General features: G+C 69.4%; 19 protein-coding genes. 14 read left to right on the forward strand and 5 right to left on the reverse strand.

All coding sequences use genetic code 11. The annotated features are described in order from the left end of the window. Nucleotides 1-22 precede the first annotated feature (22 nt). The 8 genes from WS95_RS22595 to WS95_RS22630 all read left to right on the forward strand — a co-directional run bounded on the left by WS95_RS22595 (nucleotide 23) and on the right by WS95_RS22630 (nucleotide 10,537). Nucleotides 23-925, forward strand: coding sequence for an SMP-30/gluconolactonase/LRE family protein (locus WS95_RS22595; RefSeq protein ID WP_059826131.1), 903 nt, complete (start codon nucleotides 23-25; stop codon nucleotides 923-925). 178 nt (nucleotides 926-1,103) lie between these two features. Next, nucleotides 1,104-1,628: a MarR family winged helix-turn-helix transcriptional regulator gene (locus tag WS95_RS22600; RefSeq protein WP_059826134.1), complete on the forward strand. Its 525-nt coding sequence runs from the start codon at nucleotides 1,104-1,106 to the stop codon at nucleotides 1,626-1,628. Between the two features lie 232 nt (nucleotides 1,629-1,860). Then, entirely contained in the window at nucleotides 1,861-2,691 is an 831-nt protein-coding gene (locus tag WS95_RS22605; RefSeq protein WP_059826137.1) for a p-hydroxycinnamoyl CoA hydratase/lyase, read from the forward strand. A gap of 71 nt (nucleotides 2,692-2,762) precedes the next feature. Continuing rightward, on the forward strand, nucleotides 2,763-4,211 hold the full coding sequence (locus WS95_RS22610; protein WP_059826140.1) for an aldehyde dehydrogenase: 1,449 nt from the start codon (nucleotides 2,763-2,765) through the stop codon (nucleotides 4,209-4,211). Beyond that, nucleotides 4,208-6,127: a feruloyl-CoA synthase gene (locus tag WS95_RS22615; protein ID WP_059826143.1), complete on the forward strand. Its 1,920-nt coding sequence runs from the start codon at nucleotides 4,208-4,210 to the stop codon at nucleotides 6,125-6,127. Before WS95_RS22610 ends, WS95_RS22615 begins: the two co-directional genes overlap by 4 nt. 232 nt (nucleotides 6,128-6,359) lie before the next feature. After that, entirely contained in the window at nucleotides 6,360-7,565 is a 1,206-nt protein-coding gene (mhpT, locus tag WS95_RS22620) for a 3-(3-hydroxy-phenyl)propionate transporter MhpT (protein WP_059826146.1), read from the forward strand. A 65-nt stretch (nucleotides 7,566-7,630) separates the two neighbouring features. Further along, nucleotides 7,631-8,779 (forward strand): porin, encoded by a 1,149-nt coding sequence (locus tag WS95_RS22625; RefSeq protein ID WP_034205865.1) that lies wholly within the window; start codon nucleotides 7,631-7,633, stop codon nucleotides 8,777-8,779. A 33-nt stretch (nucleotides 8,780-8,812) separates the two neighbouring features. Then, nucleotides 8,813-10,537 (forward strand): tannase/feruloyl esterase family alpha/beta hydrolase, encoded by a 1,725-nt coding sequence (locus WS95_RS22630; RefSeq protein WP_059826149.1) that lies wholly within the window; start codon nucleotides 8,813-8,815, stop codon nucleotides 10,535-10,537. Nucleotides 10,538-10,600: 63 nt separating this feature from the next. Here the strand turns inward: WS95_RS22630 and WS95_RS22635 are convergent, their stop codons facing one another. Further along, the gene (locus WS95_RS22635; protein ID WP_059780181.1) at nucleotides 10,601-11,077 is read right to left on the reverse strand and encodes an Lrp/AsnC family transcriptional regulator; all 477 of its coding nucleotides are present in this window, start codon (nucleotides 11,075-11,077) and stop codon (nucleotides 10,601-10,603) included. 178 nt (nucleotides 11,078-11,255) lie between these two features. Between WS95_RS22635 and WS95_RS22640 the strand changes: the two genes are divergently transcribed. Both WS95_RS22640 and WS95_RS22645 read left to right on the forward strand, forming a co-directional pair. Continuing rightward, on the forward strand, nucleotides 11,256-12,488 hold the full coding sequence (locus WS95_RS22640) for a diaminopropionate ammonia-lyase (protein ID WP_059826152.1): 1,233 nt from the start codon (nucleotides 11,256-11,258) through the stop codon (nucleotides 12,486-12,488). Between the two features lie 29 nt (nucleotides 12,489-12,517). Beyond that, entirely contained in the window at nucleotides 12,518-13,702 is a 1,185-nt protein-coding gene (locus WS95_RS22645) for a M20 aminoacylase family protein (protein WP_059826378.1), read from the forward strand. A gap of 52 nt (nucleotides 13,703-13,754) precedes the next feature. On the opposite strand, the gene WS95_RS22650 is transcribed toward WS95_RS22645, so the two are convergent. After that, nucleotides 13,755-15,113, reverse strand: coding sequence for an aspartate aminotransferase family protein (locus tag WS95_RS22650; protein WP_059826155.1), 1,359 nt, complete (start codon nucleotides 15,111-15,113; stop codon nucleotides 13,755-13,757). A gap of 362 nt (nucleotides 15,114-15,475) precedes the next feature. Between WS95_RS22650 and WS95_RS22655 the strand changes: the two genes are divergently transcribed. Then, the gene (locus tag WS95_RS22655; RefSeq protein WP_059826158.1) at nucleotides 15,476-17,473 is read left to right on the forward strand and encodes a glycoside hydrolase family 28 protein; all 1,998 of its coding nucleotides are present in this window, start codon (nucleotides 15,476-15,478) and stop codon (nucleotides 17,471-17,473) included. A gap of 63 nt (nucleotides 17,474-17,536) precedes the next feature. On the opposite strand, the gene WS95_RS22660 is transcribed toward WS95_RS22655, so the two are convergent. Together WS95_RS22660 and WS95_RS22665 are read right to left on the reverse strand one after the other, a co-directional pair. After that, the gene (locus WS95_RS22660; RefSeq protein WP_059826162.1) at nucleotides 17,537-18,046 is read right to left on the reverse strand and encodes a GNAT family N-acetyltransferase; all 510 of its coding nucleotides are present in this window, start codon (nucleotides 18,044-18,046) and stop codon (nucleotides 17,537-17,539) included. A 266-nt stretch (nucleotides 18,047-18,312) separates the two neighbouring features. Continuing rightward, nucleotides 18,313-18,963 (reverse strand): glycine zipper 2TM domain-containing protein, encoded by a 651-nt coding sequence (locus WS95_RS22665; protein ID WP_059780176.1) that lies wholly within the window; start codon nucleotides 18,961-18,963, stop codon nucleotides 18,313-18,315. Nucleotides 18,964-19,453: 490 nt separating this feature from the next. Between WS95_RS22665 and WS95_RS22670 the strand changes: the two genes are divergently transcribed. The 3 genes from WS95_RS22670 to WS95_RS22680 all read left to right on the forward strand — a co-directional run bounded on the left by WS95_RS22670 (nucleotide 19,454) and on the right by WS95_RS22680 (nucleotide 22,477). Beyond that, entirely contained in the window at nucleotides 19,454-20,653 is a 1,200-nt protein-coding gene (locus tag WS95_RS22670; protein WP_059826165.1) for an amidohydrolase family protein, read from the forward strand. 67 nt (nucleotides 20,654-20,720) lie between these two features. Beyond that, on the forward strand, nucleotides 20,721-21,905 hold the full coding sequence (locus WS95_RS22675; RefSeq protein ID WP_059826167.1) for an amidohydrolase family protein: 1,185 nt from the start codon (nucleotides 20,721-20,723) through the stop codon (nucleotides 21,903-21,905). Between the two features lie 107 nt (nucleotides 21,906-22,012). Then, on the forward strand, nucleotides 22,013-22,477 hold the full coding sequence (locus WS95_RS22680) for a nuclear transport factor 2 family protein (RefSeq protein WP_373557165.1): 465 nt from the start codon (nucleotides 22,013-22,015) through the stop codon (nucleotides 22,475-22,477). A 37-nt stretch (nucleotides 22,478-22,514) separates the two neighbouring features. Here the strand turns inward: WS95_RS22680 and WS95_RS22685 are convergent, their stop codons facing one another. Further along, nucleotides 22,515-23,378 carry a LysR family transcriptional regulator gene (locus WS95_RS22685; RefSeq protein WP_034205875.1) on the reverse strand — a complete coding sequence of 288 codons (864 nt, stop codon included), beginning with the start codon at nucleotides 23,376-23,378 and terminating at the stop codon, nucleotides 22,515-22,517. Between the last annotated feature and the right edge of the window lie 49 nt (nucleotides 23,379-23,427).

Raw genomic sequence — 23,427 nt, forward strand, 5'->3', positions numbered from 1 at the left:
ACGACGAATATCGGGAGACGGCATGCAACAGACTCAACCGGGCACGGCGGCGGCGCTGCTGGTCGACAGCCGCAACACGCTCGGCGAAGGCGCGACGTGGTGCGACAGGACGCACGCGCTGTACTGGGTGAACATCGAGGGCGCGCAGCTGTGGCGCTGCCGCGCGGACGGTTCGGACCTCACGCAATGGCCGATGCCCGAACGGCTCGCGTGCTTCGCGCTGACCGACGACCCGGACGTGCTGCTCGTCGGGCTCGCGACCCATCTCGCGTTCTTCGACCTGCGCCGTGGCGCATTCACGCGGATCGTCGACGTCGAGCCCGATCTGCCCACGCGGCTGAACGACGGGCGCTGCGATCCGTTCGGCGCATTCGTGTTCGGGATGAAGGACGAGGGCGCCGAGCCGCCGCGCGCGATCGGCGGGTTCTACCGGCTCAATCCCGATCTCACGCTCGAACGGCTCGCGTTGCCGCCGGCCGCGATCGCGAACAGCATCGGGTTCTCGCCGGACGGCACGAAGCTGTATTTCTGCGATTCGCTGGTGCGCGAGATTCTCGTGTGCGATTACCGTGCCGGTGGCGACGTCGCGAACGTGCGGCCGTTCGCGCGGCTGACGGATGCGGACGGCGATCCGGACGGCTCGATCGTCGATCGCGACGGTGGGCTGTGGAACGCGCAGTGGGGCGGCCGAAGGGTGGTGCGTTATGGGCTGGACGGGACCGAGACGGACCGCGTCGAGGTGCCGACCGCGCAGCCGAGTTGCGTCGCGATCGATGGTGAAGGCCGGTTGTACGTGACGAGTGCGCGTGTCGGGCTGAGCGACGACGCGCTGGCCGGCGACGCGCACGCGGGCGGCGTGTTCGTCGCGCAGACGCGGCATGCGGGGCTGCCGACCGCACGGTTCGCGGGCACGCCGCACGGTTGATCGCGTCGTCGCATACGGGTTCCCGTCCGTGGGATCCTGCCGACGCGGCGGACTTCGCGGTCAGGCCCGCGATCCGCCGCACATGCGCGAGCGCACGGCGGCCGACCGTCATCTCCGAACATCCGTCCCTCTCCCCGCCTGCTGGTAAGATGGCCCGCAATTCCATCCCGCCAGCGCCATGAGTTCCGCACCGACCAAGCCCGCGAATCCGAAAAACGCTGCCACGCGCGCCACGGCAGACGCCGCGAAGAACGCCCGCGCGACGGGCGACAAGCCGAAAGCGCGCGTGCAACAACGCCTGACCTACGTGATCGGCGGCCTCGACCGGCTGCTGCGCCGTCACATGACCGATGCGCTCGCGCCGCTCGGCATCACGCTCGCGCAATACACGGCGCTGTCGGTGCTCGAGGCGCGCGGCGCATCGTCGAACGCGCAGTTGGCCGAGCGCTCGTGGATCACGCCGCAATCGGCGAACGAGGTGATGAGCGTGATGGCCGCGCGCGGTTTCGTCACGCGCGAAGCCGACCCGTCGCACGGCCGCATCATCCTGCTTACGCTGACTGATGCAGGCGCGGCGATGCTGCGCGAATGCGAAGCCGTGCTGCGCCCGCTCGAGGCGCGCATGCTTGGCGACATCTCGGCCGATGACGCCGCGCACGTGCAGCGCGCGCTCGAACTGTTCTCGCGCAACCTGCGCGGCTGACCGCTTCCTCGATTGCCGCGACGCGGGCCCGCCGGCCCCGCTCGCTTCGTACGCGCCCGCGGCGCTCGCCCGACCGCTCCCCGATTTCCCCGACGCTTTCCCCGCTTTCCGCTCCGGGTTTACACCGGCGCTCGTGCCGCTTGCAATATCAGGTAGCCTGATATTAAATGAAGTCGTCCGCAGCAGGGATGCTGCGCACCGAATCGCACAGGAACGAACGACAGGAACAGACATGAGCAAGTACGACAATCGCTGGCAGACCGTTGAAGTGAAGGTGGAGGCCGGCATCGCGTGGGTCACGTTGAACCGCCCCGAAAAGCGCAATGCGATGAGCCCGACGCTGAACCGGGAGATGCTGGACGTCCTCGACGCGATCGAGTTCGACGACGAGGCGAAGGTACTGGTGCTGACCGGCGCGGGCGCCGCGTGGACGGCCGGCATGGATCTGAAGGAATATTTCCGCGAGATCGACGGCGGCCCCGACGCGCTGCAGGAAAAGGTGCGCCGCGACGCATCGGAATGGCAGTGGCGCCGCCTGCGGATGTACAACAAGCCGACGATCGCGATGGTGAACGGCTGGTGCTTCGGCGGCGGGTTCTCGCCGCTCGTCGCGTGTGATCTCGCGATCGCGGCGGACGAAGCGGTGTTCGGGCTGTCGGAGATCAACTGGGGCATCCCGCCGGGCAACCTCGTCAGCAAGGCGATGGCGGACACGGTCGGGCATCGCCGCGCGCTGCACTACATCATGACCGGCGACACGTTCACCGGCACGGAAGCGGCTGAAATGGGCCTCGTGAACAGCAGCGTGCCGCTCGCCGGGCTGCGCGATGCGACGATCGCGCTCGCCGCGCGGCTGATGGACAAGAACCCGGTCGTGCTGCGCGCCGCGAAGCACGGCTTCAAGCGGTCGCGCGAGCTCACGTGGGAACAGTGCGAGGATTACCTGTATGCGAAGCTCGACCAGGCGCAACTGCGCGACCCGGAGCGCGGCCGCGAGCAGGGGCTGAAGCAGTTCCTCGACGACAAGACGATCAAGCCGGGCCTGCAGGCATACAAGCGCTGAGACAAGCGCCGACGCAGCCGCCGGCGTCACCGCCGGTGTAATCCCAAGAGACAGGCAAGGCAGGAGACGACATGACCGACAGACGGATGCTGATCGGCGGCGAGTGGTGCGCCGCCCGCGACGGGCGGACCTTCGACCGCCTCAACCCCGCGACGGGCGCGCTCGCGTCGCGCGCGCCGGCGGCCGGCATCGCCGACGCCGACGCGGCGATCGACGCCGCGCACCGCGCGTTCCCCGCATGGGCGGCGCTCGCGCCGACCGAGCGGCGCCGCCGGCTGCTGAAGGCGGCCGACCTGATGGATGCGCGCATCGACGCGTTCGTCGAAACCGGCGTCGCCGAAACCGGCGCGACGCCCGGCTGGCTCGGCTTCAACGTGACGCTCGCGGCGAACATGCTGCGCGAGGCCGCGTCGATGACGACGCAGATCGCCGGCGACGTGATCCCGTCCGACGTACCGGGCAATCTCGCGCTCGCGATGCGCGTGCCGTGCGGCGTGGTGCTCGGCATCGCGCCGTGGAACGCGCCGGTGATCCTCGGCACGCGCGCGCTGGCGATGCCGCTCGCGTGCGGCAACACGGTCGTGCTGAAGGCGTCCGAGGCGTGCCCGGGCGTGCATGCGCTGATCGGCGTGGTGCTTGACGAAGCGGGGCTCGGTGCGGGCGTGGTGAACGTGATCACGCACGCGGCGGCCGACGCACCGGAACTCGTCGAGCGGATGATCGCGCATCCGCATGTGAAGCGGATCAACTTCACCGGGTCGACGCACGTGGGCCGCATTGTCGCGCGCCATGCGGCCGCGCACCTGAAGCCCGTGCTGCTCGAACTCGGGGGCAAGGCGCCGGTGCTGGTGCTCGACGACGCGGATCTCGACGCGGCCGTCGACGCGATCGCGTTCGGCGCATTCTTCAACCAGGGGCAGATCTGCATGTCGACCGAGCGCGTGATCGCCGCGCGGCCGATCGCCGATGCGCTCGTCGAACGGCTCGCCGCGAAGGCGCACACGCTGGTCGCGGGCGATCCGCTGGCCGGCCATCCGCTCGGCACGATGGTCGATGCGCGGGCCGCCGCGCGCGCGGCGTCGCTGGTCGAGGATGCGCGTGCGCACGGCGCGCAACTGCCGCTCGGCTGCCGTGTGGAAGGCGCGACGATGCAGCCCGCGATCGTCGACGGCGTCACGCGCGACATGCGGCTCTATCGCGAGGAGTCGTTCGCGCCGGTCGTCGCCATCCTGCGTGCGGATAGCGACGACGACGCGGTCGCGCTCGCGAACGACAGCGAGTTCGGGCTGTCGGCGAGCGTGTTCAGCCGCGACGTCGCACGTGCGATGGCGGTCGCACGGCGGATCGAATCGGGGATTTGCCACGTCAACGGGCCGACCGTGCACGACGAAGCGCAGATGCCGTTCGGCGGCACGAAGGCGAGCGGCTACGGCCGCTTCGGCAGCCGTGCGTCGATCGCCGAATTCACCGAACTGCGCTGGATCACCGTGCAGACCGCGCCGCGGCACTACCCGATATGAGCGAGGTCACGATGAACGTCTCGCACCCCGCCGGCGGGCCGGCGGCCGACACGGGCGGCGTGCGCTATCGCGCGGCCGCCGTCGCGGTCGGCGCGGCCGAGATTCGCCGTGACGATGACGGCACCTGGTACCTGCGCTCGCGCGAGCCGCTCGGCGACTATCCGACGCGCATCACCGACTGCCTCGTGCGCGGCGCGCAAGCGCACCCCGACCGCGTGCTGGCCGCGCGGCGCGGCGCCGACGGGCGCTGGATCGAGATCACGTACGCGCGGATGCTCGAACGCGCGCGCGCGCTCGGCCAGGGCCTCGTCGATCTCGGGCTGTCGGCCGACCGTCCGCTCGCGGTGCTGTCCGGCAACGATCTCGAGCATCTGCAGCTGATGTTCGCGGCGATGCTGGCCGGCGTGCCGTACTCGCCGATCTCGCCCGCGTATTCGCTGGTGTCGACCGACTACGGCAAGCTGCGTCACACGCTCGGCGTGCTGCGGCCGGGTGCGGTGTTCGTCGCGGAGCGCGCACCGTTCGCGCGCGCGCTCGACGCGACGCTGCCGGCCGATGCGGCGCTGATCGTCGCCCGCGATGCCGATGCACAGGAGCATGCCGACACCCGCGGCGCGGGCCGCGCGGTGCCGCTATCGCGCCTGCTCGCCACCGCTCCGCGCACGATCGACGCGATTCACGATGCGGTCGGCCCCGACCATCTCGCGAAGATCCTGTTCACGTCCGGTTCGACGAAGCTGCCGAAGGCCGTGCCGACCACGCACCGGATGCTGTGCAGCAACCAGCAGATGCTGCGCCAGACGATGCCCGAACTCACGCGCGAACCGCCGGTGCTGGTGGACTGGTTGCCGTGGAACCACACGTTCGGCGGCAGTCACAACCTCGGCATCGCGCTGTACAACGGCGGCACGCTGTATATCGACGACGGCCGCCCGATGCCCGGCCGTTTCGACGAAACCGTGCGCAACCTGCGCGAGATCGCGCCGACGATCTACTTCAACGTGCCGAAGGGCTGGGAGGAGCTGACCGCCGCGCTCGAACGCGATGCCGCGTTGCGCGACACGTTCTTCTCGCGCGTGAAGCTGTATTTCTTCGGCGGCGCGGGGCTGTCGCAAGCCGCGTGGGATCGGCTCGACCGCGTGACCGAAGCGCATTGCGGCGAGCGCATCCGGATCATGGCCGGCCTCGGGATGACGGAGGCGTCGCCGTCGTGCCTGTTCACGACGGGGCCGCTGATGCGCGCCGGCTATATCGGGCTGCCCGCGCCCGGCTGCGACGCGAAGCTCGTGCCGTGCGGCGGCAAGCACGAACTGCGTTTCAAGGGGCCGAACGTGATGCGCGGCTACTGGCATGCCGACGTCGATCCGCGCGACGTGTTCGACGAAGAAGGCTATTACCGCAGCGGCGACGCGGGGGTCTTTGCCGATCCGGCGCGACCGGAGCTCGGGCTGCTGTTCGACGGGCGGCTCACCGAGGACTTCAAGCTGAGCAGCGGCACGTTCGTCAGCGTCGGGCCGTTGCGCGCGAATGCCGTGTCGACGGGCGCTCCGTACGTGCAGGACGTGGTCGTGACCGGGATCGATCGCGACGACATCGGCTTGCTGGTGTTTCCGCGCGTCGATGCGTGCCGTGCGCTCGCGGGGCTCGCCGCCGATGCGTCGGTGGCCGACGTGCTGCGCGCGCCGCCCGTGCGGGCGGCGTTCGCGGCGTGGCTCGCCGAGCTGAACCGGCACGCGAGCGGCGGCTCGACGTTTGTCGCGCGGATCCGGCTGATCGACACGCCGCCGTCGCTCGATCTCGGCGAAGTGACCGACAAGGGTTCGCTGAACCAGGCGGCCGTGCAGAAGCATCGCGCGGCGACGATCGATGCGCTGTACGATCCGGCGCGGCGCGATCCCGACGTGATTTACGCGTAAGCAGCACGCACGCGCGGTAACGAGCAGCAAGCAGTAACGAGCATCGACAAGCAGGCACAACGACCGGCCGGCCACGACACCGGCAGGCAATTTTGCGGCCAGTGAACCAGGTTGCCTGATAAGGGCGGCCGTTCACGCGACACCTCGCGCGCCGAACCGCCATTGGCTGGCGGCGGCGCGCGAAGGTCGTTGCAAGGCCGACCGACTACAAGACATCGGATTTGGAGACAGCATGAACACTTACGTTGCCGAAAAACCCACGGTCGCGACCACGCTCGCGCTGTGTTTCGCGATCGCACTCCTCGAAGGGCTCGACCTGCAATCGGTCGGCGTCGCCGCGCCGCGCATGGCGCGCGAATTCGGGCTGTCCGTGTCGCAGATGGGCATCGCGTTCAGCGCGGGCACCTTCGGGCTGTTGCCGGGCGCGATGCTCGGCGGGCGGCTCGCCGACCGGATCGGCCGCAAGCGCGTGCTGATCGCGTCGACCGTGCTGTTCGGGCTGCTGTCGATCGCGACCGCGCAGGTCTCGAGCTTCGCGATGCTCGTCGTCGTGCGCGTGCTGACCGGCATCGGCCTCGGCGGCGCGATGCCGAACCTGATCGCGCTGTCGTCCGAAGCGGTCGAGCCACGCTCGCGCAGCAGCGCGGTCGCGACGATGTACTGCGGGATCCCGTTCGGCGGCGTGATCGCGTCGCTGATCGGCGTGCTGCTCGCCGGCGACACCGAATGGCGGCACATCTTCTACGTCGGCGGCGTGGGGCCGCTGCTGCTCGTGCCGCTGCTCGTGTGGTTCCTGCCGGAATCGCGCGCGTATCTCGACGTCGCGGGCACGCCGGCCGCGCGCACGAGCGTCGCCCGCACGCTGTTCGGCGACGGCCGCACGACATCGACGGTCGCGTTGTGGGTCAGCTACTTCTGCACGCTGATCGTCCTGTACTTCCTGCTGAACTGGCTGCCGTCGTTGATGGCCTCGCGCGGGCTCGATCGCGCGCACGTCGGCCTCGTGCAGATCGCGTTCAACGTCGGCGCGGGGCTCGGCGCGCTCGGCATCGGCGCGGCGCTCGATCGGATGCGCGCGTCCCGCGTGGTCGGCGGCATGTATGTCGGGATCGTGCTGTCGCTCGCCGCGCTCGCGGCCGCGCCCGGTTTCGCGTCGCTCGCGGCGGCCGCGTTCGCGGCGGGGATGTTCGTGGTCGGCGGGCAGTCGGTGCTGTATGCGCTCGCGGCGATCTACTACCCGACCGCGATGCGCGGCACCGGCGTCGGCGCGGCGGTGGCCGTCGGCCGGCTCGGCTCCGTCGTCGGGCCGCTCGCGGCCGCGACGCTGCTGGCCGCCGGCCGCAGCGCGCCCGTCGTGATCGGCGCGAGCATTCCCGTCACGCTCGTCGCGGCCTTCGCTGCCTTCGTGCTGATTCGCCGGCCGCAAGCCGGCGACTGAGGTTTCGTTTTTTCAATGCGCGCCGTCAGAGCGCGCGATTCAACAAGGTCTGGAGACGCAACGAAATGAAAACGAAGACAAGGAACGGCCTGCTGGCCGCGGGCGCGTGCTGCGCGCTCGTCGCACCGGCTGCACACGCGCAGTCGAGCGTGACGCTGTACGGGATCATCGATACGGGCGTCGAATTCGTGTCGCACGCGAACGCGGCCGGCGACCACGTGGTGCGGATGCCGGGCGTGACGGGCGAGTTGCCGTCGCGCTGGGGGCTGCGCGGCACCGAGGATCTCGGCGGCGGCTACCAGGCGGTGTTCACGCTCGAAAGCGGCTTCAATGTGCGCGGCGGCGATCTCGGGCAGGGCGGACGGCTGTTCGGGCGGCAGGCGTTCGTCGGGCTGAAGAGCGGTTTCGGCACGCTCGCGTTCGGCCGTCAGTACACGATGACCTATCTCGCGCTGCAGGGCGCGGACATCATCGGCCCCGACATCTACGGGCTCGGCTCGTTCGACGCTTACGTGCCGAACGGCCGCGCCGACAACGCGGTGACGTACCTCGGCACGTATCGCGGCGTGACGCTCGGCGCCGCGTATTCGTTCGGCCGCGACGGCGCGGGCACCGGCAACTCGCCGGGGCAAGGCACGTGCGCGGGGCAGGTGCCGGGCGACGCGGTGCAGTGCCGCAACTGGTCGGTGATGCTCAAGTACGACAGCGCGTATTTCGGCGCGGCGGCGTCGTACGAGGAGCAGCGCGGCGGCACCGGCGCGGCCGCCAACTTCTTCGACGGCGTCGCGCCCGTCCCCTTCACGAGCAGCGGCGGCAAGGACGCGCGCACGCACGTGAGCGCGTATGCGCAGGCGGGCGGCGCGAAGATCGGCGCGGGCTGGATCGGACGGCGCGTGTCGACCGGTTCGCCGGCCGCGGCCGGCGCGCATTCGGACCTGTTCTTCGTCGGTGCGTCGTATGCGGTGAGGCCCGCTTTCATCGTCGATGGCGAAGGCTACCGGATCGTCAACAGCGCGCACGACACGCGCGCGACGATGGCCACGCTGCGTGCGACCTATCTGCTGAGCAAGCGCACGGCCGTCTACGCGCAGTCGTCGTATCTGTGGAACAGCGCGCATGCCCGCTACTCGGTTAGCGGCGGCGGGCCGGGCACGACGCCGGGCGCCGGGATGGGGCAGCTCGGCGCGATGGTCGGCGTGCGGCACATGTTCTGATTCACCGGCGTGACGAACCGAACGGGAGTTATCTTGAACAGAAAATCTGCAATCCTCTGCATTGCGCCGCTGTCGGCCGCCGCCATGCTCGCCGGTTGCGGCGGCGACGATTCGATCGGTGCCGCGCCCACGCACCTGAGCGCCGCGACGCCGGCCGCGATGGCGCAGACCTGCGACGCGCTCGCCGCGAAGCTCGCGTATGCGAACACGTCGTTCACGTCGGTGACGACCGCGGCGGCCGGCGCGCTGACGGTGGCCGGCAAGCCGGTCGCCGAGCACTGCGTGATCGCAGGGAAGATGAACGAGCGCGTGAGCGCGGTGGACGGCAAGACCTATGCGATCGGCTTCGAGATGCGCTTGCCGAAAACGTGGAACGGCCGCTTCTTCTACCAGGCGAACGGCGGACTCGACGGCAACGTCGTGACCGCGACCGGCGAGATCGGCGGCGGCGGGCCGCTGACCAACGCGCTGAACCAGGGTTTCGCGGTGATCAGCTCGGATTCCGGGCACAGCGCCGCGCAGAATCCGCTGTTCGGCCTCGATCCGCAGGCGCGGATCGACTACGGCTACGGCGCCGTCGATGCGCTGACGCCGATGGCGAAGCAGGTGATCCGGCTCGCGTACGGCAAGGCGCCCGATCGCAGCTATTTCGGCGGCTGCTCGAACGGCGGCCGTCACGCGATGGTCACGGCGGTGCGCAACCCGGCCGACTACGACGGCATCATCGCGGGCGATCCGGGCTTCCATCTGCCGAAGGCGGCGATCGGCGAGATGTACGGCGCGCAGCAGTTCGCGAAGATCGCGTCGGCCACCGGATCGAACGGGTTGCCGGATATCCGCAGCGGTTTCAACGATGCAGAGCGCCAGTTCGTCGGCGCGAAGATCCTCGACAAATGCGATGCGCTCGACGGCGCGGCCGACGGGATGGTGCAGGACGTCGCCGCGTGCCAGGCGCATTTCAGCGTCGATGCCGATATCCCGACCTGCGCGAACGGCACGCGCACCGGCGCCTGCCTGACGCCCGCGCAGAAAACCGCGCTGGAGAACGTGTTCGCCGGGGCGCGCAACGGCGCGGGCACGGCGCTGTACGCGAGCTTTCCATACGATCCGGGCGTGGCTGCCGGCGGCTGGGCGTCGTGGAAGCAATCGGCGTCGATCACGCTCGATCCGGCCGCGATGGCATTCACGTTCATGACGCCGCCGAAAACCGCCGCGGCGCTCGCGAACCTGCCCGGTTTCGCGCTCGGCTTCGACATGGACAACGACGCGCCGGCGATCTTCGCGACGAATGGCGTGTACACGCAATCGGCGTGGTCGTTCATGACGCCGCCCGACGAGACGAACCTGTCCGCGCTGAAGGCGCGCGGCGCGAAGCTGCTCGTCTATCACGGCACGGGCGACCCGGTGTTCTCGTTCAACGACACGCGCGACTGGTACGCGCAGGTCGCGCAGGCGAACGGCGGCGATGCGTCGAGCTTTGCACGCTTCTATCCGGTGCCGGGGATGAATCACTGCTCGGGCGGGCCGGCCGCAGACCAGTTCGACATGCTGACGCCGCTCGTCGCGTGGGTTGAACAGGGGCAGGCGCCGACGGCGATCGTTGCCGCCGCGCGCGACACGACGAACGCGGTGCCGAACGCGGACGTGCCCGCATCGTGGGGCGCGGGGCGCACGCGGCCGCTGTGCCCGTATCCGCAGATCGCGCGCTACAACGGCTCGGGCGACCTGAATTCGGCGGCGAGCTTCAGTTGTCGCTGACGTAGCCGTCGATGGGAAGCGGCCGGCGCAGGCAGTCGTGCGCCGGCCGTTTCATCGCAGCGTTTACTCGCCGGCGTCGACCGGCACGTCGAGCCCGACCTTCACGCGGCTCATGCTCACCAGCGTCTTGAACCGCTTCACGTTGTTGTTCGCGAAGAACAGCTCGCGCGTGAGCGCGTTGTACTGATCCATGTTGCGCACCGCGAGGATCAGCACGAAATCCCATTCCCCCGTCACGTAGTAGCACTGCTGGATCTGCGGGCAGCGCTCGAACGTGCGCTTCATCGCGTCGAGCTGGTCGATCTGCTCGCTTTCGACCTCGACGTTCACGACGATCGTCAGCGGATGATCGACCTTGTCCGGCGCGACGACGGCCGTATAGCGCACGATCACGCCGTCTTCCGCGAGGCGCCGCAGCCGCCGGTTCACGGCGGCGGTCGACAGGTTGACGCGCGCGCCGAGCTCGGCCTGCGGCGTCTGCGCGTCGCGCTGGACTTCCATCAACAGCTTGCGATCGAACGCATCGAGCGGGGTCGTCATGATGGCGGGTCGAACCTCGAAAGAATGAGAAATTTTTGCGTATGAGCCGTCGATTTGGCGATTTCGTTCATCAGCGTACGCAATATTATTTTTCCAACCGATGGCGAGCGCAACCTGCGTCTGCCTGATCCGACTTACCCGACGGACCGTCAGCGGTCCCGCTCCGGAGCCCTTTGCCATGCTGATCGCCAACCCGCGCGCGTCGCGCACTGCCTACCCGGACGCGCTGCGCCGCGTGATGAACATCGCGTCGGCCGACGAAAGCGGCGCGTGGCTGTCGCACTGGCCGCTCGTCGGCCACGCGTGCACGCCGCTGCGGGCGCTGCCCGATCTCGCCGCGCGGCTCGGCGTCGCGAGCGTCAGCGTGAAGGACGAGTCGTGCCGCTCGCCGCTCGGCAGCTTCAAGGCGCTCGGCGCGCCGATCGCGCTGGTGCGGCTCGTGAAGCGGCTGCGGCGCACGCAGGAACTCGATCCGCGGGGGCTCGTCACCGGCCGCTATGCGTCGGCGCTGGCCGACCTGACGGTGATCAGCGCGACCGACGGCAACCACGGCCGTGCGCTGGCCGCCGCCGCGCGCGCGATCGGCTGCGGGTGCGTGATCGTGCTGCACGCGAACGTCGACGCCGAACGCGAACGCGCGATCTCGGCGTACGGCGCGCGGATCGTGCGCATCGCGGGGAACTACGACGAATCGGTCGTCTGCGCGGCGCAGCTCGCGCAGGCGAACGGCTGGTACGTCGTGTCGGATACGTCGTACGACGGCTACGAAGCGATTCCGCGCGACGTGATGCAGGGCTACGGCGTGATCGCCGCCGAAGCGGCCGCGCAGGCGGCAGCGGACGACGGGGGACCGTTCACGCACGTATTCCTGCAGGGCGGCGTGGGCGGCCTGGCCGCAGGCGTCGCGAGCTACCTGTGGGAGCGCCACGGCGTGCAGCGGCCGCGCTTCGTCGTCGTCGAGCCGCGCCAGGCCGATTGTCTGTACCAGAGCGCGCTGGCCGGGCGCGCGACGAAGGCCACCGGCAGCGTCGATTCGGTGATGGCGGGGCTCGCGTGCGGCGAGGCGTCGCCGCTCGCGTGGGATTTCCTCGAGATGTGCATCGATCACTTCATGCTGATCGACGACGAAGACGCGGTGCAGGCGATGCGCAGCCTCGCGGCCGGCAGCGAACGCGACGTGCCGCTCGTCGCCGGCGAATCGGGCGCGGCCGGCGTGGCTGGGCTGGACGTGCTGATGCGCGACCCGGCGCTCGCGCGGCAGGTCGGGCTCGATGCGCATGCGCGGGTGCTGGCGATCAATACGGAAGGGGCGACCGCGCCGTCCGTGTACCGGAAGTGCGTCGGCGAGACGGCCGACGCGGTGCTCGCGCGCCAGCGCGCGTGGCTCGGCCGCGCCGCGGTGGCGGCCTGAACGACATGACGACCGACGAGGCGAACGCGATGGACGAAACCGACGCAATCGAAGCAAGCACGCTGCACGGCCAACTGAAGACCTGGCGCCGCCATCTGCACCGGTACCCGGAGACGGGTTTCGAAGAGGTGAACACGTCGGACTACGTCGCGCGCATCCTGACCACGCTCGGGCTCGACGTGCATCGCGGCATCGGCGGCACCGGGCTCGTCGCGAACCTGACGGCCGGCACGGGCACGCGCGCGATCGGCATTCGCGCGGACATGGACGCGCTGAACATTGCCGAGCACGCGCCGGGCCGCGAACACGCGTCGCGCACGCCGGGCAAGATGCATGCGTGCGGGCACGACGGCCACATGTCGATGGTGCTCGGCGCCGCGCAGTTGCTGGCCGAACGCAAGGATTTCGACGGCACGGTGCGCTTCATTTTCCAGCCGGCGGAAGAGCACGGCCGCGGCGCGAAGGCGATGATGGCCGACGGGCTGTTCGAGCGCTTTCCGGTCGACGCGATCTTCGGCGCGCACAACATGCCGGGCATGCGCGCGGGCACGTTCTCGACGCGTGCGGGCGGCATCATGGCGAGCGAAGACAATTTCGTGATCCGGATCGACGGACGCGGCACGCATGCGGCGCGGCCGCACATGGGCATCGACCCGATCGTGATCGGCGCGCAGATCGTGCTCGCGCTGCAGACGATCGTGTCGCGCAATCTCGACCCGGGCCGGCAGGCGGTGGTGTCGTGCACGGAATTCATCACCGACGGGCTGCGCAACGTGCTGCCGTCGACCGTGACGATCAAGGGCGACACGCGCAGCTATTCGCGCGACGTGCAGACGTTGCTGGCCACGCGGATGCGCGAGATCGGCGAAGGGATCTGCCACGCGCACGGCGCGACCTGCACGTTCGAGTACACGCACGAGTTCGCGCCGACGGTGAATTCACCGGAATGGGTCGAGACGGCCGTGCAGGCCGCCGCGCACGTCGCGGGCGCCGACGCGGTGAACGCCGACGTGCAGCCGATGATGATCTCGGAGGATTTCGGCGCGTTCCTGCAGGCGGTGCCGGGCAATTTCATGTTTATCGGCAACGGCGAAGCAGCGGGGCAGGGCGGCGTGCCGCTGCACAACGCGACGTACGATTTCAATGACGACATTTTGCCGGTCGGCGCCCGGTATTTCGCGGAAGTGGCGCGGCGCGCGTTGCGGGCCGCGTAGCGGGCGGGTGGGCCCGCTACGCGCTTGCGCGAGTACCGGGCCTTGCGTCACCTCACACCAGCTCGCCCAGACACGCATCGAACTGCGCGACGAGCCGGTCGACATCGTCGGCGGTCGTTTGCGGGCACACGAGCATCATGTTGTGGAACGGCGTGATCAGCACGCCGCGATTCAGCAGGTACAGGTGCACGATGTGCTCGAGTTCGCTGTCGAGCTGCGCGCCGGCCAGCGTGCCGTTGCGCGGCGGTACGGGCGCGAACTGAAACTCGGTGCGCGCGCCGATGCGCGTCACGCACCACGGCAGCCCGCGTTTCGCGATCGCGTGCTCGAGGCCCGTCGCGAGCCGCGCGGCGAGCGCGAACATGTGCGCATAGGCGGCGTCGGTCGCGACTTCGGCGAGTGTCGCGCGCATCGCATGCATCGCGAGCATGTTCGCGGTGAGCGTCGTGCCGATTCCCGAATGGCCGGGCGGCGCGTTCAGCTTCGCCTGCTTCGCGCGTTCCGCGAATTCGGCGCTGAACCCGTACACCGCGCACGGCACGCCGCCCGCGATCGGCTTGCCGACCACCAGCATGTCCGGTTCGAGACCGTGCGCGACCGCGTAGCCGCCGGGGCCGCTGCTGATCGTGTGCGTCTCGTCGATCACCAGCAGCGTGCCGTGGCGGCGCGTCAGTGCGCGTGCGGCCTCCCAGAAGCCCGGGTCGGGCAGCACCATGCCGATGTTCGTCATCGCGGGCTCGGCGAGCACGCATGCGACATCGCCGTCCTGCAGCGCCGCTTCGAGCGCGTCGAGATCGTTGAATTCGACGACACGCGTGTTCGCGAGCAGGTCGTACGACTGCCCGAGCAGGCTGTCGCGCTGCACCGGGCGGCCGTCGACGAGATCGACGAACACGTCGTCGACCGTGCCGTGATAGCAGCCGTTGAACACGACGATCGTGTTGCGGCCGGTGGCCGCGCGCGCCCAGCGCAGCACGAAGCGGTTCGCGTCGCTCGCGCTCAGCGCGAATTGCCAGACCGGCAGATGGAAGCGGCGCGCGAGTTCGCGCGACACCCAGGCGGCGTCCTCGCTCGGCAGCATCGTCGTGTAGCCGCGCGTGGCCTGCTCGGCGAGCGCGCGGGCGACGGGTTCGGGCGCATGGCCGAACATCGCGCCCGTATCGCCGAGGCAGAAATCGACGTAGCGATGACCGTCGACGTCGGTGAAGGTCGCGCCGCGGGCCTCCTTCACGTAGAGCGAGAACGGGGTCGACCAGTCCTGCATCCAGTGCAACGGCACGCCGAACAGCAAGTGCTCGGACGCTTCCGCGGACAGCGCGCGGGAAACCGGCATGGCTTCGGCGAACGCTTGGCGCTCGCGATCGAACAGCGCGCGGGCGCGGATGAGGTCGACTCCGTGGCGGGTAGGCAAAGGCAGCTCCTGGACTGTGGGAATGGACAAACGATAGCGCGGGTGGCGTGGGGCTGACCAGAGGCGAAATTACCGAGGCGGGTCGGCGGCGGGCGGGCAGGAACCGTACCGTTGGAGCGTGGTGGCCGGAGAGGATTGAGCGGAAGTTTTTGCGCATAAACATACGACAACATATCTCTTGAGCCTCATGCGTCGATGTGAGTGTGCGCACACATACGATACGTAACCCCATAGATAACAGGGTAAACGACAAATACATACGCCGCGCCGATCGCGTCTAGACTGCGTCATGTAGTACGACGACGTATAAATAACGATCCGCCGACCGGCGCATCGATACCCTCTACCCTGAAGGAGTGCCCATGGCCGCCCATCGCCGCCGTTCGTCTTCGTCCGCCCGATCGCCCGCGTCGAAACGGGTATCGCGCCGCGCTTTCATCGGCTGGACCGGCGCGCTCGCCGGCGGCGCGATGCTCGGCGGTCCGTTCGCGGCCACCCGGGCGCTGGCGAAGGGCGCGACGCCCGATGCGTCGGCGGTCGATCTTGTGTGGGGCGAGCACGGCGCGGCGGCGCGCATCGCGGCATCGCTCGCGCACGTGTCGCGGCTCGCGCGGCGCGGGCGCGACTTCGACGTGACGCAGTACGGCGCGCGCCGGTGCGCGACGGTCGCGCAGACGTCGCCGTACCCGGCCGCGAAATCGCCGGTCAGCCCCGGTTCCGAACTGACGGTCGCGCCCGGCGCATTCGATGCGCGCCCGGCGTTTCTCGCGGCAATCGATGCATGCCGGCGTGAAGGCGGCGGCCGGGTCGTCGTGCCGTCCGGCGCCTGGTATTGCGCGGGGCCGATCGTGCTGCAGAGCAACGTCACGTTCCACCTGAGCGCGAACTGCACGATCTACTTCAGCCCGAACCCGGCCGATTACGCGAAGGACGGCCCGGTCGATTGCGGCGCGAACGGCCGGCTGTACTACAGCCGCTGGCAGGCGAACGATTGCCTGAACTTCGGTGCGCCCGTCTACGCGCGCAACGCGACGAACATCGCGCTGACCGGCGAAGGCCCGACGTCGGTGCTCAACGGGCAGGCGATGACGCCGTTCTCCGGCAGCGGCGCGAACAGCGTGTGCTGGTGGACCTACAAGGGCTCGTCGGGCGCCTACGGCGCAGGCGCGACGGTGCCGGCCCAGAACTATGCGAACCCGAACAACGTCGACCTGCGGATCGTCGCGCCCGCGATTCCCGACGCGCTCTATGCGCTGCTGACGTCGCCCGTCACGCCGTGGCAGCAGGACCAGAACTACCTGCCCGCGCTGTCCGAGGCCGGCGTGCCGGTGGAGAAACGCATCTTCGGCCTCGGCCACTACCTGCGGCCGTGCATGGTCGAATTCATCGGCTGCACGAACGTGCTGATGGCGAACTACCAGACCCAGAACACGCCGTTCTGGCAGCACCATCCGACTGCGAGCCGCAACGTCGTGATCCGCGGCGTGACGACCAACAGCATCGGCCCGAACAACGACGGCTTCGATCCGGACGCGTGCACCGACGTGCTGTGCGAGGACTGCACGTTCAACACCGGCGACGACTGCATCGCGATCAAGTCGGGCAAGGACCGCGACACCGAATACGGGCCCGCGAAGCGGCACCTGATCCGCAACTGCACGATGAACAGCGGGCACGGCGGGATCACGCTCGGCAGCGAGATGGGCGGCGGCGTCGAGCAGATCTATGCGACGAACCTGTCGATGCTGAACGCGAACTGGCAGACCAACCCGTTGAACATCGCGATTCGCGTGAAGACCAACATGAACCGCGGCGGCTACGTGAAGGATTTCCACGTGAAGGGCGTCACGCTGCCGAACGGCGTGACGCTGAAGGGCGGCGGCTACGGCAGTGCGCTGCTCGCGGGCAGCCCGGTCAACGCGAGCGTCCCGCTCGGCGTCGTCACGCCGTCGGCCGGCAATCCGTCCGCGGCGCAGGGCGGCATCGTCACGTTCGACTGCGACTATCAGCCGGCGAACGACGCGGTGCGCACGCGCGCGCCGGTCGTGCAGAACGTGACGATCGCCGACGTGAAGGCGAGCAACGTGACGCTGAACGGCGTGAGCGCGTCGTGCTTCCAGGCGATCGTCGCGCAGGGGCCGGTCGCGTTCGACTACAACGGCACGCCGCCCGCGCCTGCGGTGCAGCCGATCTCCGGCGTGACGATCGCCAATTGCGACTTCGGCACGCCGGTGGCGTCGGGCACGCCGACGGTCACGTCGCCGGGGCCGATCTATGCGTTCAACGTGAGCGCGATGACGCTGACGAACGTGACGATCGCCGGGCAGGTCGTCAACGCGACGATCGCCGACACACGATGAGATGACGTCACGTCGCGGCGTTCGCGTGCAACCGGTCGGCGCCTGCACGCGAACGCCGATGCGTCATGCCAGCATCTTGATCATGTAGTGCTCGTCGTAGAAGCGGCCATCGACGCACATCGAGCGCGGCTCCGTGCCGAACCGCACGAACCCCTGCGAGGCATACAGCCGCTCCGCGGTGTGGTTGGCCTCGTTCACGCACAGCATCAGTTGGCTGCATCCCCACGCGTTCGCCGCATGCGCGGTCGCGCTGTCGAGCAGCGCCTGTGCGATGCGTTGCCCGCGATATGCGGCGTCGACGTAGACGCCCCAGATCGTTGCCTTGTGCGCGATCTTCGTGCGCGCATCGCGGCGCACGCCGGTAATGCCGACGAGCGTGTCGCCGTCGAACGCGCCGAACACCGCCTGTACCTGCGTCGGCGTGAGGCGCTTCGCGAATTCGTCGACCGGCACCTGCGATTCTTCGTCGAGCGTCGGCAGAAAGGAGGTGGGCGCGGTGTCGACCGCACGCAAGCGGACGGTCCGGAAAGAGGCGGCGTCGGCCGCGTCGAGCAGGCGGATCGTGATCGTCATCGGGGGCATTCCGGTTGAGGGACGCGCATGCCCGCGCGCGCCGCCGCGGCGGTCGCGGGATGCATCGTCCTTATCCTAACGGGAATCCGGATGTCGCGTGGCGATGCCCGGTGCGGGCGCGATCGTGAACCGGGAAGACGGTGAAGACGGCGGGGCGCGCCACCATCGACGAGGGAACGCCTGGCACATGTGCCGTTGCGCCGAACCGGCGCCCGACGCCGAAGGCTCGGCACGCGCGAGATCCGCTCACGCGCGCGCGACGGGAATCAATAGCGCGACAACTGATTGCCGTTGATCTGCACGCGGTCGCCCGGACGCAGGTTGCCCGGCGACTGCACGTCGAACGAGCGCATCGAGCCGTCGCTGACCTGCACGTCGATCCGGTAGCTGCTGGGGCCTTGCGCGGCGCCCATCTGCTGGCCGATCTGGTTGCCCGCCACCGCACCGCCGAGCGCGCCGATCACCGTTGCCGCATCGCGGCCATGACCGCGGCCGAACTGGTTGCCCACCAGGCCGCCGACCAGCGCACCGACGACGGTGCCGGCGACACCCGACGGGCCGACCGAGCCGTTGACCGGCTGGATGTTCGCGACGGTGCCGTATTGCGTGCCGTACGGGTTCGCGTATTGCTGTTGCTGATTGCCGTACTGGTCATACGGCTGCGAGCCGTACTGCGACGGGTTGCCGTATTGATCGTACGGTTGCGGCGCCTGGTTCGGATACGCCGGCTGCTGCTGCACGTAGCCCGGTTGCGAATACGCGGGCTGCGCATAGCCGGGCGTCGCGTATTGCTGCTGCTGCGGATAGCCCGGCTGCGCGCCGTAGTAGCCCGGCGCGACGCACGCGGTGAGCGGAAGCGCCGCCACGGCGACGAGCGAGGCGAACAGAACGGTCTTCGTGGAAGGCATGCGCATCATGGGTTTCCTGCATCGGCAACGTGTCCGCCGATGGATTCCCGACACGGGTGGCGAACTCGGCGTGAGTATAAGGAATGGGCGAATGCGCGTCCGGTGCGGCCGGGTAACAACGTGTAAAGTCTGTTGCCGCGTAAATCGCCGGTCGGACGGGGTGCCGAAACCCCGTCCGGCAACGCGGCGACGCGGCTTCCCGGCGCTCGCATGCGGACGACGAAGACGACGCAGGCGATGCAGGCGATACGGGCGATGCGCGGCCGCCGACCGGTCGGCCCTTTCCCCGTCGATCGCGCCCGCCGTCGCACCCGGTCCGGGGCGCCTGCGCGCCGCACATCGCGAAATCGAATGCGCGGCATCGCGACATTTAATTGGCCTCGGGCAGCGGCGTCCGATATCGTGGCCGGATTCCCTGCCAACGGTCGCGCCGCGCCGGCTGCGGTTCCTTCCCCTGTCCGCGTCGGTGTCGCGCCGCGACCACCTCCTATTCCAGGCCATGACCGAACGATTCTTCATCAATGCCGTCGACGCCGGCGGCCAACCCGTCAACCTCGTCGTGCGCGACGGCCGCTTCGCCGCGATCGGCGCCGATTGCACAGCCGCGCCCGGCGCGCAGACGATCGACCTCGACGGCCGCGTCGTGCTGCCCGGTTTCGTCGACGGCCATATCCATCTCGACAAGAGCTTCGTCGGCGATCGCTGGGTGCCGCACGAACCGGCCGGCTCGCTGCGCGAGCGGCTCGCGGCCGAGAAGCGCCAGCTCGCGGCCGCGCCGCCGATCGTCGAGCGTGCGAACGCGTTGATCGCGCAGGCCGCCGCGTTCGGCACGATTGCGATGCGCAGCCACGTCGACGTCGACGCGACGACGGGCCTGTCGAACCTGCACGCGGTGATGGCCGCGCGCGAACGATGGCGCGGGATCGTCGACATCGAACTGGTCGCGTTTCCGCAGGCCGGCGTGATCACGTGCCCGGGCACCGCCGAGATACTCGATGCCGCCGTGCGCGAAGGCGCGGACGTGGTCGGCGGGATCGACCCGACGACGCTCGACGGCGACGCGGACGGCCAGCTCGACATCGTGTTCGGCATCGCCGAGAAGCGCGGCGCGAAAATCGACATCCACCTGCACGAGCCGGGAGAAACGGGCATCGCGCAACTGCTGCGGATCGCGGCGCGCACGCGCGTGGCCGGGCTCGGCGGGCGTGTGAACGTGAGCCATGCGTACGCGCTCGGCCAGGTGAGCGATGACGACGTGCGGCGTACGGCCGCGGTGTTGGCCGAAGCTGGCGTATCGATCCTGACGAATGCGCCGGGCGACTGCGCGTTCCCGCCGGTGCAACGGCTGCGCGACGCGGGCGTGCACGTGTTCGCGGGCAACGACAACATCCGCGACGCGTGGTGGCCGTACGGCAACGGCGACATGTTGCAGCGCGCGATGATGGTCGGCTACCGGTCGGGCTTCTACACCGACGAGGCGCTCGGCGTCGCGCTCGACATGGCGACGCACGCCGGCGCGCGCGCAATCGGCAAGGAGAACTACGGAATCGCGGTCGGCTGCGACGCGAGCTTCGTCGCGGTGCGCGCGCCGAATGCGGCGGCGGCCGTCGCGGGCGTGCCGGCCGAACGCTGGGTATTCCGCCGCGGCGAAAGCGATACGGACGCGCCGTTCGCGCCGTCGCTGCGCTTTACGCGCTGACCCACCCGAGCGGCGGCACGGCGCGCGCCGTGCCCGCCTTGCACCGACCGACCCGACCGGACCCGACATGACGAAGCTGCTGATCCGCAATGTCCGCACGAATGCCGACGCCGCGCTCGATATCCTGATCGAACGCGATCGCATCGCGCGCGTCGGCCCGTCGCTCGATGCGCCCGCCGGCTGCGCGATCGAGGACGGCGCGGGCGCGTTGGCGCTGCCCGGCCTCGTCGAAGGCCATACGCACCTCGACAAGACCCACTGGGGGATGCCGTGGTATCGCAACCAGGTCGGGCCGCGCCTCGTCGACCGCATCGAGAACGAGCGCCACTATCGCGCGACGAGCGGCCATGACGCGGGCGCCGCATCGCTCGCGCTGGCGCGCGCATTCCTCGCGGCCGGCACGACGCGCATTCGTACCCACGTCGACGTCGATACCCAGGCCGGGCTGCGCCACCTGAACGGCGTGCTGGCCACGCGCGAGACGCTGCGCGGGCAGGTCGAGATCCAGATCGTCGCGTTTCCGCAATCGGGTGTCCTTAAGCGGCCGGGCACCGATGCGCTGTTGTCGGACGCGCTCGACGCCGGCGCCGACCTGCTCGGCGGGCTCGATCCGTGTGCGATCGAAGGCGATCCGGTCGAGGCGGTGGACGTGCTGTTCGCGATCGCCGCGCGCCACGGCCGCGGGCTCGATATCCATCTGCATGAGCGCGGGTCGATGGGCGCGTACTCGCTCGACCTGATCCTGCAGCGTACCGCGGCTCACGGCATGCAGGGAAAGGTCACGATCAGCCACGGTTTCTGCCTCGGCGATATCGCCGAACGCGAGCGCGATGCGCTGCTCGCGCGGATGGCCGAGCTCGGCGTCGCGATCGTCACGACTGCGCCGGCCGCGGTGCCGGTGCCGCCGGTGGCCGCGTGCCGTGCGGCGGGCGTGACCGTGATCGGCGGCAACGACGGCGTGCGCGATACGTGGACGCCGTACGGCTCGCCCGACATGCTCGAGCGGGCGATGCTGATCGGCATGCGCAACGATTTCCGCCGCGACGATGCGCTCGAAGTCGCGCTCGACTGCGTGACGCACGGTGCGGCGCGCGGCTGCGGGTTCGCGGATTACGGGCTGCAGCCAGGCTGCCGCGCGGACGTCGTGCTCGTCGATGCGCTGACGTTCGCCGAGGCCGTCGTCGCGCGGCCGGTGCGGCGTCTCGTCGTGTCGTCCGGGAAGATCGTCGCGCGCAACGGCGCGCTGGTGTGAGTGCGGGCGGCCCGCTCGGGTGCGTCAACGCGTCCGGGAGTGCATGGGCGGTGTCCTCGGTATGATCGGGCCTTCAACGATTCGACCGGGAGATCGAGATGCGACGCATGGCAGCAGGACGGACGACACGATGGATCGCGGCGGCGACGTTCGCGGTGACGGCCGCGCATGCCGCGGCCGCCGGCGCGGGCGACACGCAGCAGGAGGCCAATCGCCGGACGGTGCTGGCGTTCTACGAGAAAGGCTTGAACGAGAAGGATGCGGACGCCGCGCTCGCGTATGTCGGCGATCGCTACGTGCAGCACAACCCGAACGCGGCCGACGGGCGCGACGGTTTTCGCCAGTTCGTCGCGTTTCTGCGCGACAAATATCCGCAGTCGCACAGCGAGATCAAGCGCGCGTTCGTCGACGGCGACTACGTGATCCTGCACGTGCACGCGGTGCGCGAACCCGGCACGCGCGGCAGCGCGATCATGGACATCTTCCGGCTCGAGCACGGCAAGATCGTCGAACACTGGGACGTCAACCAGCCGGTGCCCGAGCAGGCGGCGAACGGCAACACGATGTTCTGACGCGCGGCCGTGCGGCCGGATCGGGGGCGCGTCTCGCTTACCGCCCTTCGAGTTCCAGCATCGCCGCGAGCGTCTTCGTCAGCGCGCCGACCATCGGGTCGGCCGTCGGCCGGTGCAGGATCGCGATGTCCATGTGCTCGATCGGTGCGAAGCCCTGCTTCGCGGTCAGCACCACGTGCTCGTCCGTCACCACGCGCGCGGGCAGCACGCTGATGCCGAGGCCGTCCGCGACGGCTGCCTGGATCCCGCTCAGGCTCGACGTCGTGAAGCTGATTCGCCAGCGGCGGCCGCGCTCCTCGATCGCCTTGATCATGTCGTCGCGGTACAGCCCACGCGGCGGGAACACGACGATCGGCACCGGGTCGAGATCGATCGACGGATGCTTCGCGCTGTCGATCCAGCGCAGCTTCTCAGGCCAGCGCACGACCGCCTCGCGGCTGTCGCGCCGCTGCTTGATCAATACGAGATCGAGTTCGCCGCGATCGTACGCGGCGCTGATGTCGCGGCTCAATCCGCACGTCACTTCGAGCTTCACCTGCGGATGCTCGCGCTTGAACGCCGCGAGCGCATGGGTCGTGCGGCCCGCCGCGAAATCGTCGGGTACGCCGAGCCGGATCGTCAGCGCGACCGTCGCGCCCGACAGCGCCTCCAGCATCTCGTCGTTCAGCGCGAGCATGCGCCGCGCATAGCTGAGCACCGTCACGCCCGCGTCGGTCGGCCGCACGTCGCGCGTGCCGCGGTCGAGCAGGCGGTGGCCGGCGATTTCCTCGAGCCGGCGCACCTTCTGGCTGACCGTCGACTGCGTCGAATGCAGGCGCGCGGAAGCCGTCGTGAAACTGCCGCAGTCGGCGACCATCACCAGCGCGCGCAACAGGTCGATGTCGAACAGGGGTCTATTCATTTTTGTACTTCTGTAAATTCGAGCATTTCGTTTTCAAATGCATGCGACG

Origin of the sequence: Burkholderia sp. MSMB1826 (assembly GCF_001526325.1) — a bacterium.
Taxonomy (GTDB): Bacteria; Pseudomonadota; Gammaproteobacteria; order Burkholderiales; family Burkholderiaceae; genus Burkholderia.

Coding starts and splice junctions, on each gene's coding strand:
- WS95_RS22640 (WP_059826152.1), top strand. CDS start 11,256: ATGCTGATCGCCAACCCGCGCGCGTCGCGCACTGCCTACCCGGACGCG.
- WS95_RS22645 (WP_059826378.1), top strand. CDS start 12,518: ATGGACGAAACCGACGCAATCGAAGCAAGCACGCTGCACGGCCAACTG.
- WS95_RS22615 (WP_059826143.1), top strand. CDS start 4,208: ATGAGCGAGGTCACGATGAACGTCTCGCACCCCGCCGGCGGGCCGGCG.
- mhpT (WP_059826146.1), top strand. CDS start 6,360: ATGAACACTTACGTTGCCGAAAAACCCACGGTCGCGACCACGCTCGCG.
- WS95_RS22635 (WP_059780181.1), bottom strand. CDS start 11,077: ATGACGACCCCGCTCGATGCGTTCGATCGCAAGCTGTTGATGGAAGTC.
- WS95_RS22670 (WP_059826165.1), top strand. CDS start 19,454: ATGACCGAACGATTCTTCATCAATGCCGTCGACGCCGGCGGCCAACCC.
- WS95_RS22665 (WP_059780176.1), bottom strand. CDS start 18,963: ATGATGCGCATGCCTTCCACGAAGACCGTTCTGTTCGCCTCGCTCGTC.
- WS95_RS22625 (WP_034205865.1), top strand. CDS start 7,631: ATGAAAACGAAGACAAGGAACGGCCTGCTGGCCGCGGGCGCGTGCTGC.
- WS95_RS22680 (WP_373557165.1), top strand. CDS start 22,013: ATGGCAGCAGGACGGACGACACGATGGATCGCGGCGGCGACGTTCGCG.
- WS95_RS22600 (WP_059826134.1), top strand. CDS start 1,104: ATGAGTTCCGCACCGACCAAGCCCGCGAATCCGAAAAACGCTGCCACG.
- WS95_RS22610 (WP_059826140.1), top strand. CDS start 2,763: ATGACCGACAGACGGATGCTGATCGGCGGCGAGTGGTGCGCCGCCCGC.
- WS95_RS22685 (WP_034205875.1), bottom strand. CDS start 23,378: ATGAATAGACCCCTGTTCGACATCGACCTGTTGCGCGCGCTGGTGATG.
- WS95_RS22655 (WP_059826158.1), top strand. CDS start 15,476: ATGGCCGCCCATCGCCGCCGTTCGTCTTCGTCCGCCCGATCGCCCGCG.
- WS95_RS22595 (WP_059826131.1), top strand. CDS start 23: ATGCAACAGACTCAACCGGGCACGGCGGCGGCGCTGCTGGTCGACAGC.
- WS95_RS22675 (WP_059826167.1), top strand. CDS start 20,721: ATGACGAAGCTGCTGATCCGCAATGTCCGCACGAATGCCGACGCCGCG.
- WS95_RS22660 (WP_059826162.1), bottom strand. CDS start 18,046: ATGACGATCACGATCCGCCTGCTCGACGCGGCCGACGCCGCCTCTTTC.
- WS95_RS22605 (WP_059826137.1), top strand. CDS start 1,861: ATGAGCAAGTACGACAATCGCTGGCAGACCGTTGAAGTGAAGGTGGAG.